The sequence below is a fragment of the Streptomyces sp. ADI96-02 genome (assembly GCF_003846185.1).
Lineage (GTDB): Bacteria > Actinomycetota > Actinomycetes > Streptomycetales > Streptomycetaceae > Streptomyces.
The window spans coordinates 1,895,871-1,907,977 of the sequence record NZ_ML123034.1 but is presented as its reverse complement, the minus strand read 5'-3'; the positions used below and the strand labels follow the sequence as shown (position 1 = coordinate 1,907,977).

The following is a 12,107-nucleotide window of genomic DNA, read 5'->3' as shown; positions in this document are numbered from 1 at the left end:
CGGGGAACGGTACGACTCTGGACGGACGTGACCAGGGGAGGGGCTATCCCTCCTCCCACGGGTCCGACGGCGGCTGCAATCCGAAGGCGCGGCGGAGTCTCGCTTCGGTGGCCTTGAGGCTCTTGAGCCCCTGGTCGAAGGTGTGCCACCCCCGTAACGCCTGTCCTGTCTCCGCGGGCGACTGGAACGTCCTGCCCTCCGGCGCCGAGTCCAGGACCTCACGCGTGCCTTCGTCGAGGCGTTCGATGGCGGCCGACCAGGTCTTCTGGGTCTTGGGGTCGGGGATCGAACCGAACAGCCGGGCTGTGCTCAGCGCATCCTGGAGACCGCCGAAGTCCAGGATCACGAGGTCGAATTCCTCTTTCTCGCTGGGACGGCCGGACTGGGCTTTGCCGGCTTCCTTGATCAAGCTGACCATCGCCGTCTCGCCTCCGTACGCGTACCACTGATTGACGGCTTCGGTGATCTCGGCGGCCGTGCTCGGTGTCGGGGAGGCGGTCGGAGACCGGCGGGCCGGACTCGGAGTCGGAGACGAAGCCGCTGTCGGGGTCGGGGTCGGGGTCGGTCGTGCGGACGGCGTCGCGCCGCTCGCGGCCGGGCCGGAGTCGGCTCCCGTGCAGGCGGTGAGCAGCCCGGCAGTGACGACCGTGAGCAGCAGCGGCACGAGGACGCGTTCCGGGCGGTTCATCGCAGCCTCCTGGCGGTGATCGGAGCAGCCGGTGCACGGCCGCCCGGTCGACGGTAGGGGGAGGTGGCGCGATCCACCAGCGACCGGGTGGCATGTGTGCCATGCGGGAGGGGAATGGGTCGGTACGCGGTGGTGGCCGCCGAGGTACACGGCCCGAGCCGCCGGAGCCCGCCACCCGTCCGGCGTACGCGACAATGGGGCCATGACCACGCTCGCCCCCGCCCTCCCGCAGCTCAGCATCGGCCCGCACACCGTGGAGCCGCCGGTGGTGCTCGCGCCCATGGCCGGCATCACCAACGCCCCGTTCCGGACGCTGTGCCGGGAGTTCTCCGGCGGCAAGGGGCTGTTCGTCAGCGAGATGATCACCACGCGGGCGCTGGTCGAGCGCAACGAGAAGACCATGCAGCTCATCCACTTCGACGCGAGCGAGACACCGCGCTCGATCCAGCTGTACGGCGTCGACCCGGTCACCGTCGGCAAGGCCGTCCGCATGATCGTCGACGAGGACCTGGCCGACCACATCGACCTGAACTTCGGCTGCCCGGTCCCCAAGGTCACCCGCAAGGGCGGCGGCTCGGCGCTCCCGTACAAGCGGCCCCTGCTGCGGGCCATCCTCAACCAGGCGGTCTCCAACGCCGGTGATCTGCCCGTCACCATCAAGATGCGCAAGGGCATCGACGACGACCACCTCACGTTCCTGGACGCGGGCCGCATCGCCGTCGAGGAGGGCGTCACCGCCGTCGCCCTGCACGGGCGGACCACCGCCCAGCACTACGGCGGCACCGCCGACTGGGAGGCCGTCGCCCGCCTCAAGGAGCACGTGCCGGAGATCCCGGTCCTCGGCAACGGCGACATCTGGTGCGCCGACGACGCCCTGCGCATGATGCGCGAGACCGGCTGCGACGGCGTGGTCGTGGGCCGTGGCTGCCTGGGCCGCCCCTGGCTCTTCGCCGACCTGGTCAGCGCCATGGAGGGCCGTGCGACCCGGCACGCGCCCGCCCTGCGCGAGGTCGCGGACGTGATGGTGCGCCACGCGACGCTGCTGGGGGAGTGGATCGGCGACGAGAAGCGCGGCGTGATCGACTTCCGCAAGCACGTGGCGTGGTACCTGAAGGGCTTCGCGGTCGGCTCGGAGATGCGCAAGAAGCTGGCGATCACCTCCTCCCTGGAGGAACTGGCGGGCCAACTGCACGAGCTGGACCTGGACCAGCCGTGGCCGGAGGGCGCCGACGGGCCGCGCGGACGCACCTCGGGCAACAACCGCGTGGTGCTGCCCGACGGCTGGTTGAAGGACCCCTACGACTGCGCGGGCGTCGGGGCCGAAGCGGAGCTGGACACCTCGGGCGGCTGAGCGGCGGCCCCTCAGCCCGGCGGGACCCTTCAGCCTCTGGCGACGCCGCCTCAGGCACCCGGACGCCGTCTCCGGCGCTCGAAGTCGGACGCCACCCCCGGCACTGGGTGCCTGCCCTGCTCGACTGCTCATCTGAGCGCAATCGATACGGAACCTCGGGGTCGTTTTCCTCCCGCGCGTCCTCGAACACGCCTCGAATCGCTCGGCTGATCGATCATGTCGCGAGAAGGCTGCTGTAAGGAGTCATGTCATTACCCGGAGTGTCCGAATGGGCGTCCGGATGGTGACATCTGAGCGCGGCCGGTAGCGTGATTCGCGCCACTCCTGAGGGGCTATCGGCTCAGATGAGCAGGAAGAGGGCCGGTGCACTACTCAAAGGGTGGCACTGGGTGCCAAGGTGCTGTGTTGTGATCGATCGACGCTATTGCTACGCAGAGTCGATGATTGAGGCGTAATGGCGCACAGTGCGTAGCTTTTCGTTCAAGTAATGAAAGCATCGTCCAGCCGGTAGAGCGCACCCGTGACTTTCGATCTGCTGGCGGACGAGTGGTTGCGACCGCATGACGACCAAGTGGACGTACCCAGGCACCTTCGATCTGGGTATGTTCCTCGCCGTCAGGGCAGCCACCGCGTCCTCAGGGAGTCGAGACCCGTGTCGGAAAACAAAGATCCCCAGAAGTTCGTCTACGACTTCACCGAGGGCAACAAGGATCTGAAGGACCTGCTCGGTGGCAAGGGTGCGAACCTCGCCGAGATGACCAACCTCGGGCTGCCCGTCCCTCCGGGCTTCACCATCACGACCGAGGCGTGCAAGGTCTACCTCGACAGCGGCGAGGCGCCGACCGCGCTGCGCGACGAGGTGAGCGCGCACCTCGCGGCCCTGGAGGAGCGGATGGGCAAGCGGCTCGGCCAGGCCGACGACCCGCTGCTGGTCTCCGTCCGCTCCGGTGCGAAGTTCTCCATGCCCGGCATGATGGACACGGTCCTCAACATCGGCCTCTCCGACGCCTCGGTGGCCGGGCTCGCCACCCAGTCCGGCGACGAGCGCTTCGCCTGGGACTCCTACCGCCGGCTCATCCAGATGTTCGGCAAGACCGTCCTCGGGGTCGACGGCGACCTCTTCGAGGAGGCCCTGGAGGCGGCCAAGAGCGCCAAGAAGGTCAGCGTCGACACCGACCTCGCGGCGGCGGACCTCCAGAAGCTCGTGAAGCGGTTCAAGAAGATCGTCGAGGCCGAGGCCGGACGCGCGTTCCCGCAGGACGCGCGGGAGCAGATGGACCTGGCCATAAACGCGGTCTTCGACTCGTGGAACACCGACCGCGCCAAGCTCTACCGCCGCCAGGAGCGCATCCCCGGCGACCTCGGCACGGCCGTCAACGTCTGCTCGATGGTCTTCGGCAACCTCGGCCCCGACTCCGGCACGGGCGTCGCCTTCACCCGCGACCCGGCCAGCGGCCACCAGGGCGTCTACGGCGACTACCTCCAGAACGCCCAGGGCGAGGACGTCGTCGCCGGCATCCGCAACACGGTGCCGCTCGCCGAGCTGGAGTCGATCGACAAGAAGTCCTACGACCAGCTGATGCAGATCATGCGGACGCTGGAGACCCACTACAAGGACCTCTGCGACATCGAGTTCACCATCGAGCGCGGCCAGCTCTGGATGCTCCAGACCCGGGTCGGCAAGCGCACCGCCGGCGCCGCCTTCCGTATCGCCACCCAGCTCGTCGACCAGGGCCTGATCGACGAGGCCGAGGCCCTCCAGCGGGTCAACGGCGCGCAGCTCGCCCAGCTGATGTTCCCGCGCTTCGACGACGACGCCGTCACCGAGCTGCTCGGCCGGGGCATCGCCGCCTCGCCCGGCGCGGCCGTCGGCAAGGCGGTCTTCGACTCGTACACCGCGATCAAGTGGTCCCGCTCGGGCGAGAAGGTCATCCTCATCCGCCGGGAGACCAACCCCGACGACCTGGAAGGCATGATCGCCGCCGAGGGCATCCTGACCTCGCGCGGCGGCAAGACCTCGCACGCGGCGGTCGTCGCGCGCGGCATGGGCAAGACCTGCGTCTGCGGCGCCGAGGACCTGGAAGTGGACACCAAGCGCCGCCGGATGACGGTCGGCGGCCGGGTGGTCGAGGAGGGCGACCTCGTCTCCATCGACGGCTCCACCGGCAAGGTGTACCTGGGCGAGGTGCCCGTCGTACCGTCGCCGGTCGTCGAGTACTTCGAGGGCCGGATGCACGCCGGGGCCGACGACGCCGACGAACTGGTCGCCGCCGTGCACCGGATCATGGCGTACGCGGACCGGATGCGCCGACTGCGGGTGCGGGCCAACGCCGACAACGCCGAGGACGCGCTGCGGGCCCGCCGCTTCGGCGCCCAGGGCATCGGGCTGTGCCGCACCGAGCACATGTTCCTCGGCGAGCGCCGCGAGATGGTCGAGAAGCTGATCCTGGCGGACACCGACGACGAGCGCGAGAACGCGCTGGCGGCCCTCCTCCCGCTCCAGAAGGCCGACTTCATCGAGCTGTTCGAGTCGATGGACGGGCTGCCCGTCACCGTACGGCTCCTCGACCCGCCGCTGCACGAGTTCCTGCCCGACATCACGGAGCTCTCCGTGCGCGTGGCGCTCGCGGAGTCCCGCAAGGACGCCAACGAGAACGACCTGCGCCTGCTCCAGGCGGTGCACAAGCTCCACGAGCAGAACCCGATGCTGGGCCTGCGCGGCGTACGCCTCGGCCTCGTCATCCCGGGCCTGTTCGCGATGCAGGTACGGGCCATCGCCGAGGCGGCGGCCCAGCGCAAGAACGCCAAGGGCGACCCGCGCCCCGAGATCATGATCCCGCTCGTCGGCACGGTCCAGGAGCTGGAGATCGTCCGCGAGGAGGCGGACCGCGTCATCGCCGAGGTCCAGGCCGCCACCGGCACGAACCTCAAGCTGACCATCGGCACCATGATCGAGCTGCCCCGCGCGGCTCTGACGGCAGGCCAGATCGCCGAGGCCGCGCAGTTCTTCTCGTTCGGCACGAACGACCTGACCCAGACCGTGTGGGGCTTCTCCCGCGACGACGTGGAGGCGTCGTTCTTCACGGCCTACCTGGAGAAGGGCATCTTCGGGGTCTCCCCGTTCGAGACGATCGACAAGGACGGGGTCGGCGCGCTGGTCCGCAGCGCCGCCGAGGCCGGCCGGGCCACCCGGCCCGACCTGAAGCTCGGCGTCTGCGGCGAGCACGGCGGCGACCCGGAGTCGGTGCACTTCTTCCACGAGGTGGGCCTGGACTACGTCTCCTGCTCCCCGTTCCGCATCCCGGTGGCGCGCCTGGAGGCCGGCCGCGCCGCCGCCCAGTCCCGGGGCAGCGACAGCCGCTGACCCGAGCCGACCACGCGGAGCCACGACTCCGGAGCCGCTGAACGGATGTGAGCCCGCACCCTCACCGGCTCACCGGTCCCTCACCGGCTCCGGAACACCCGGAAGCGGCGGCGCCCTGTGCGGGGGCGCCGCCGCTTCGCCATGGGTGGGCGGAATACGCGGCGACCGTGATTGGTGTGTCCTATCCCACATTGCTTCGTTTAAGCCGCAAAGAATTTCGGGTGACCGGACGGTGTACGGGGACCGGGGTGCGGCCCAAGGGTCCCCACCCTTGGGCCGCACCCGGCTTACCCCCGTCGGGTACGGAGCCGCACCGTCGCCCACCGCCGCCGAACACATAAAGCCCCCCACGGCCTTCACATGCTCATCCGGCGGGCACCGGATGCGTACCCGACGTCGTACAGCCTTTCGGGTGAAGAGGCGTGGGGCGAGACGTTTCACTTCTGGCCGAAACCCCGTGGTGACCTCCTGTGACGGTCCGCATACCCTTTGGTGGGGGCAATTGCGGATGCAACAGCTGGGGGAGCGGTGTTACGGATCCATGTGTCCAGGCTTGACCTTTCGCGCGTGCGGATGGCCACGAGACCGGACGCGCTGTGGGAAACCGTTCTCAGTTTTCACCGGCTCAGGGACCGGCGCGCTTCGACGGTGTTCGGGAAATGGCGTACGGAAACCCGGGCCCGGCTGAATGGCGAAGTGCGGCTGCTCGCGGCGCTCGTTCCGCCCCGCGGCTATTTCCCGGATTTCCTGACGCCTTCGCAGGAAGGCTCCGAGCCCTTCGGGCTGGACGTCGGAATGGAGGCCCTGCGCGACACCCCCGCCGACCGCATACGCCACGAGCTGGAGCTGCTGGCGGACGGGCGGCAGAGGCAGCGGGCCGGACGGGCTCCCGGGCCCCGGGACGACGGCGCGGGCCGCGCCGCCCTCGCCCTGCCCGCCGCGCTCTCCGACGGGCGCACCGAGCCGCTGGCGCGGCTGATCAGCGCCCTGCGCGGCTACCACCACGCCGCCGTCGAGCCGTACTGGCCGCACATACGGGCCAGCGTCGAGGCCGACCGCGCCGTCCGCGGCCGGGCCCTGCTGGACGGCGGGGCGGACGAGCTGCTGGCCACCCTGCCGCCCATGATCCGGTGGCGCTCGCCCGTGCTGGAGGCCGACTACCCGGTCGACCGCGACCTCCGCCTGGACGGCCGCGGACTGCTGCTCCAGCCGTCGTTCTTCTGCCGGGGCACCCCGGTCGTCTACCGCGATCCGGTGCTCCCGCCCGTCCTCGTCTACCCGGTGACCCACCCCGGCGCGCCGGTCTTCGCCGAGCCCGGACCCTGGCTCGGCCGGCTCGTCGGGCACACCCGGTCCGCCGTCCTCCAGGCCATCGGCAACGGCTGCACGACATCCGAACTGGCCCGCCGGGCAGGCGTGTCGATGGCCTCGGCGAGCCAGCACGCCTCGGTGCTGCGCGAGGCGGGCCTGGTCCTGACCCTGCGCCACGGCAGCTCGGTCCTGCACACGCTGACCCCGCTGGGCGGCTCGCTGCTGCGGGGCGGCGCTCCGCTCGCCCTGTCCTGAGCGCGGCGGTCCGCCGGTCGAGCCGGACCGGCGGAATCCGTGGGCGGTGCGGCGATGAGTTCCGGGCGGCCCGGCCGTCTACCTCTCGACACCACTCGACAGCACTCGACGGACCGCCGCGAAGCGCCGGAACGCACCAGGGAAGAAGGACGGCCATGCCTCAGATGATCTTCGTGAATCTGCCGGTGAAGGACCTGGAGACCACCAAGGGCTTCTTCGCGAAGCTCGGCTACGGCATCAACCCGCAGTTCAGCGACGACTCGGCCGCCTGCCTGGTCATCAGCGACACGATCTTCGCCATGCTGATGTCCGAGCCGCGCTTCAAGGACTTCACCAAGAAGGACGTGGCGGACGCCGAGAGAACGACCGAGGTCATCCTCTGCCTGAGCGCCGACAGCCGCGAGAAGGTCGACGAGATCGCCGACGCGGCCCTGGCCGCCGGCGGCTTCCCCGCGAACGACCCGCAGGACATGGGATTCATGTACGGCCGTTCGTTCCAGGACCCGGACCACCACATCTGGGAGGTCATGTGGATGGACCCGGCCGCGGTCGAGGGCGGGGCCGCCTGACCGACGACGGCCTCTGGCCGCTCCGGGCCCCCCTTGCCTCCGCGGCCCCTCCGAACGCGCCGGAGGGGCCACCGGGGCCGGTGTGCGCCCGCCCGCGCCGTTCCCGCGCCGTTCCCGCGCCGCTCAGGCGCGGAACGGCCCCGCGACCTCGTACGTGATGCCGCCGGTCGAACTGCCGCTGGTACCGCGCTGCGAGGAGAAGTAGAGCCGGGAGCCGTCCGGCGAGAAGGCGGGGCCGGTGATCTCCGATGCGGACTGGCCGGTGATCCGCAGGAACGGGGCCACCGTGTCGTCCGGTGTGATGAGGCAGATCTCCATGTTCCCGCCGTCCTCGGCGACGTAGAGGTCGCCGGAGCCGGACCGGGTCACGTTGTCGACGCCGGTCAGCGGTGCGGAGCCGCCGGTCACCAGCGAGTCGTCGTAGGCGAGCGAGATCGACGAGGCGCTCGCGTCGTACGCCCACACGCGGTTGTCGCCCTTGGTGGTGAACCAGCAGGTGCCCGCCGCGTAGAAGCAGCCCTCGCCGCCGTTGAACACCTTCGCGCCGGGGACCTGGTTGCGGGTCTGGGTGGAGGACGCGGCCGGATCGGGGATGTTCGCCCAACCGACCGGGCCCGAGGCGCCGGTACCGGCCACCAGCACCTGGAGGGTGCCGCTCGACAGGTCGCCCCAGGTCGTGGGCCGGAACCGGTAGAAGCGGCCGTCGGTCTCGTCCTCGGTGAGGTAGACGTACCCGTGGTCCGGGTCGGCGGCGGCGGCCTCGTGCTTGAAGCGGCCCAGCGCGGGACGCCGCACCGCCGCGTTCACACCCCACGGGTCCGTCTCGTAGACGTACCCCCGGGTGACCTCCTCGCAGGAGAGCCAGGTCTTCCACGGGGTGCTGCCGCCCGCGCAGTTGATGTTCGTGCCGGACAGGATCCGGTACGCCGACGTCACCGTGCCCGCGGAGTCGAACCGCACGGCGCTCGCCCCGCCGCCGCTGCCGGAGGAGACCTCGGCGTTGGAGACGTAGATCCAGCCCGTGCCGTCGGCGTACGTGGCCCCGCCGTCGGGGGCGCTGTGCCAGCGGTAGGAGGTGCCCGGCACCGCCTGGCCCGAGCGGGCCACGATCCGGCTGGTGAAGCCCGCCGGGAGCTGGACGCCGTTGCCGTCGGCCGCCTGGAGGGCGCCGTACGGTCCGGCGGCGGGCTGGGCCGGGTCGGCGAAGGCGGCGCCCCGCCACAGGGTGCCGCCGAAGGCCGCCGCCGAACCGCTGATCACCGCGCTGCGCAAGAAGGTCCGTCGTTCCACGATCACTCCACGCCTGACGTGAGGGCCCGCCGCCCGGTCGGACCGGCGGGTCGCGCTTGAGGACTGTAGGAGAAGGTAGTTGACGGAGCGTCAATTGAGGATGAACGATGCACGGCCGCCTTCGGTCCGGCGGTTCGGCCGGAGTGGGCGGTGTGTCGACGGGTACCGGCCGCGGGCCGGGCCCTGTGCGATCTTCCGGCGGGTCCGGCGCTTAGGGTCGTCATATGCCCGACATAACGCTGACCACGCTCATCCTCCTCTGCCTGGCCGCCGCGGCGGCGGGATGGATCGACGCCGTGGTCGGCGGCGGCGGCCTGCTGCTCCTGCCCGCCCTGCTCCTGGGCCTGCCGCAGGTGCCGGCCGCCCATGTCCTCGGGACCAACAAGGCCGTCGCGATCGTCGGCACCGTCGGCGCGGCGGTGACCTACGTCCGCCGCGCCCCGGTCCAGGTCGGGCTCGCGGTCAAGGTCGGGCTGATGGCCCTCGCGGGCTCGATGGCCGGGGCGTTCTTCGCCGCCGGGATCAGCAGCGAGGTGCTGCGCCCGGTCATCATGGTGGTGCTGCTCGGGGTCGCGGCCTTCGTGATGCTCCGGCCCTCCTTCGGCGCCGCCGCCGAGGGCGGCACGGCTCCGGCGGTCACCCGGGCGCGGATCGTCGTCGCCGTCGTCCTGGTCGGTGGCGGGATCGGCTTCTACGACGGGCTGTTCGGGCCGGGAACCGGCACCTTCCTGGTGCTGGCCCTCTCGGCGGTGCTCCACCTGGACCTGGTGACCGCCTCCGCCACCGCCAAGATCGTCAACGTGTGCACGAACGCGGGCGCGCTGGCGATGTTCGCCTATCAGGGTTCGGTGCTGTGGCAACTGGCCGCCGTGATGGCCGTGTTCAACCTGGCGGGCGGCATGGTCGGGGCCCGGATGGCACTGAGCCGGGGCAGCGGTTTCGTCCGCGCGGTCCTGCTGACCGTGGTCCTCTCGCTGGTCGCCAAGCTCGGTTACGACCAGTGGACGGCCTGAGGCGCGGGTCAGCTCACGCCGGTGAGGTGCGCGTACGCCACTACGTTGCCCTGGTAGCCGGTCTCCTCGGAGAACCCGCCGCCGCAGGTGATCAGCCGCAGCGAGGCGTGCGGGGAGTCGCCGTAGACGCGCTGGTCGGGGAAGTCGTCGTTGTCGTACACCTCGATCGCGTCGACCGAGAAGACCGCCGTGCGCCCGTCCTGGCGGACGATCTCCACCCGCGCGCCCTTGGTGAGGGCCCCCAGCGCGTAGAAGACGGCCGGGCCCTGCGCGTTGTCGACGTGTCCGGCGACGATCGCGGTGCCCCGAGCGCCCGGCGGCACCCCGTTCCCGTACCAGCCCGCGAGGTTGCGGTCCTCGTCCGGCGGTACGTCGAGGCTGCCGTCGCGGCCGAGGCCCAGCCGCGTCATCGGGGCGTCGACCCCGATGCCGGGGATGCGGACGCGGACGGGGTCGGAGCGCCGCAGCGGTGCGGCGACCGGGGAGCCGGGCTGGAGTCGGGGCCCGGCGGCGAACGCCTGCGCGCCGGACGGCTGGGGCGGGACCACCTGGTCGCCGGAGCCGTTCTGGACGAGCCAGACGCCGCACAGCACGGCGATGCCCACCAGCCAGCCCCTGGCCTTCTGCGCGCTCTGGGACACGTCGTCGTCCTTGGGTGAGGCGGGCGGGGCGGCGCGTCCGCCCGGTCGGTGCGCGGGAGCGGCCGTCAGCCGCCCTCGACGCCCTCGGTGCGGCGGCGCAGCAGCCACAGCCCGCCGACGGCCGCCATGCCGATCACGCCGACGCCGAGGGCGACCTGGGTGGAGTCCGGCCGGACGCTGCCGCCGACGCCGGTCCGCACGTGTCCGGACGGGCGCTCCTGATCCGGCCGTTCGTGGTCGGGCCGCTCGGGCCGCCCGCCGCCGATGACCTCCAGGTCGCCGACGGCCTCCTTGCCGTTGTCGCACGAGACGACGATCTCGTAGCTGCCGGGCCGGGTCTCGTGCGGCACGGTGAACCGGCCGACCGCGACCTCCTTCTGCTCGCCGGAGCGCACCTCGAAGTCCCCGGCGTCCAGCGCGTTCGCGTCGCCGATGCCCGATCCCCTGGGGCCGCAGGCGGTGGTGTTCACGGTGACCTTGGCGCCGGGGACGGCGGTCGCGGGCGTGAGCTCCAGCCGGCCGAAGTCACCGGCGTACGCGGACGGCGCGACGGCGAGACCGAGCGCGACGACAGTGATCGCGGCGGAAGCGGTACCGGTCACGAGGCGGGCGGGACTGCGCATGGGGGTTCCTCCGGGCAGACGGCGCGAGCGAGTGTGTCCTGTCCTCGACCTAAGGCGCACGCGGTCGCGACTGCCTGCTGACGCCGGGTCAGTTTTCACCCGTACGGACCGGCGCGGCACTCTTGCCGTACGGGATCGTCGCAGGTGGCGCGCGGTGCGGCTGGGCCGTTCGGTCCGCACTGCGGGCTCCGGTGCCGATCGGGTGAGCAGTCTCCGATGGCGCCCGATGATGTGACGCAGGTCACATGCATGACCTGCCGGGGTCCGGGCAGACGCAACACACTCCCCCCACGGGATGGCGCACGCCCCCCATGGCACCCGCCCTCACCGGCTCACCCCCCCGGGCCGATGGGGGCGGTGTCATGTCCGGCGCGAAGAGTCCCGGCCCGAGCGGCACGCCGATTCATGAGCCCGGCCCGAGGGGTGCACGCCCGGCTCCTGGAAGGCCGACCGCCCGGCTGCCCGACCGCCCGGCTGCCCGACCGCCCGGCTGCCCGACCGCCCGACCGGAAGGCCGCCCCCGGGGCCGCCCGGATCAGGCCCCGCCCGCCGCGCTCCATACGACCTGCTCCGGACGCACCCGGCCGCACAGCGGTTGCCCCTTCGCGTCGCTCAGCCCCAGCCGGGCGACGAGATGACCGGAGCGCACCGCGGCTTCCAGGACGTCCGGCGGGATGTCGCCGAGCATGAGTTTGGCCCGCCGGAACATGGTGAACAGCCCGGAACCGTCCACCGTGCCCCACGACAGGTAGACGAACCGTCCGCCCAGGCGGTTCTGCACGTACGGGCCCGAAACCTCGACGCCCTCCGCCGTGGCCGTCGCCGCGCAGTCCAGGGTCCACACGGCGGAGGGCGCGTCTCCCGCGTACGGGTCCAGCAGTTCGCCGGGCCGGTCCTTGCGCTGCACGCCGACATGGATGTCGTCGAAACCCGGGAAGTCGGAGTCCGGGCCGCAGCGGCGGCCGGGAAGCGCGAAAGCCTCGATGTGGATCTGCATGCACC

Annotated in this window: 10 protein-coding genes; 5 read left to right on the top strand and 5 right to left on the bottom strand. The window is 71.5% G+C overall.

What is annotated here, in order from left to right:
* Nucleotides 1-43: 43 nt before the first annotated feature.
* A complete protein-coding gene (locus EES43_RS08370) occupies nucleotides 44-688 on the bottom strand; it encodes a hypothetical protein (RefSeq protein WP_164493133.1) in 645 nt (214 codons plus the stop codon).
* 202 nt (nucleotides 689-890) lie between these two features.
* On the opposite strand from EES43_RS08370, the gene dusB reads away from it, so the two are divergent.
* The 4 genes from dusB to EES43_RS08350 all read left to right on the top strand — a co-directional run bounded on the left by dusB (nucleotide 891) and on the right by EES43_RS08350 (nucleotide 7,538).
* A complete protein-coding gene (dusB, locus tag EES43_RS08365) occupies nucleotides 891-2,039 on the top strand; it encodes a tRNA dihydrouridine synthase DusB (protein WP_124268140.1) in 1,149 nt (382 codons plus the stop codon).
* 652 nt (nucleotides 2,040-2,691) lie between these two features.
* Nucleotides 2,692-5,403 (top strand): pyruvate, phosphate dikinase, encoded by a 2,712-nt coding sequence (ppdK, locus tag EES43_RS08360; RefSeq protein ID WP_124268139.1) that lies wholly within the window; start codon nucleotides 2,692-2,694, stop codon nucleotides 5,401-5,403.
* A gap of 528 nt (nucleotides 5,404-5,931) precedes the next feature.
* A complete protein-coding gene (locus EES43_RS08355; RefSeq protein ID WP_124268138.1) occupies nucleotides 5,932-6,969 on the top strand; it encodes an ArsR/SmtB family transcription factor in 1,038 nt (345 codons plus the stop codon).
* 155 nt (nucleotides 6,970-7,124) lie between these two features.
* On the top strand, nucleotides 7,125-7,538 hold the full coding sequence (locus EES43_RS08350; RefSeq protein ID WP_124268137.1) for a VOC family protein: 414 nt from the start codon (nucleotides 7,125-7,127) through the stop codon (nucleotides 7,536-7,538).
* 123 nt (nucleotides 7,539-7,661) lie between these two features.
* Here EES43_RS08350 and EES43_RS08345 read toward each other — a convergent pair whose 3' ends face one another.
* Nucleotides 7,662-8,828 (bottom strand): alkaline phosphatase PhoX, encoded by a 1,167-nt coding sequence (locus EES43_RS08345; protein ID WP_124268136.1) that lies wholly within the window; start codon nucleotides 8,826-8,828, stop codon nucleotides 7,662-7,664.
* A gap of 224 nt (nucleotides 8,829-9,052) precedes the next feature.
* On the opposite strand from EES43_RS08345, the gene EES43_RS08340 reads away from it, so the two are divergent.
* Nucleotides 9,053-9,841 (top strand): TSUP family transporter, encoded by a 789-nt coding sequence (locus EES43_RS08340; RefSeq protein WP_124268135.1) that lies wholly within the window; start codon nucleotides 9,053-9,055, stop codon nucleotides 9,839-9,841.
* Between the two features lie 8 nt (nucleotides 9,842-9,849).
* On the opposite strand, the gene EES43_RS08335 is transcribed toward EES43_RS08340, so the two are convergent.
* From EES43_RS08335 to EES43_RS08325, 3 genes are all read right to left on the bottom strand, one after another.
* Complete coding sequence (locus EES43_RS08335; protein ID WP_124268134.1) at nucleotides 9,850-10,482, bottom strand: class F sortase; 633 nt, start codon at nucleotides 10,480-10,482, stop codon at nucleotides 9,850-9,852.
* 65 nt (nucleotides 10,483-10,547) lie between these two features.
* A complete protein-coding gene (locus tag EES43_RS08330) occupies nucleotides 10,548-11,105 on the bottom strand; it encodes a hypothetical protein (RefSeq protein ID WP_124268133.1) in 558 nt (185 codons plus the stop codon).
* Nucleotides 11,106-11,640: 535 nt separating this feature from the next.
* Nucleotides 11,641-12,102, bottom strand: a complete 462-nt coding sequence (locus EES43_RS08325; protein WP_124268132.1) for a DUF5990 family protein — start codon at nucleotides 12,100-12,102, stop codon at nucleotides 11,641-11,643.
* Nucleotides 12,103-12,107: the final 5 nt, after the last annotated feature.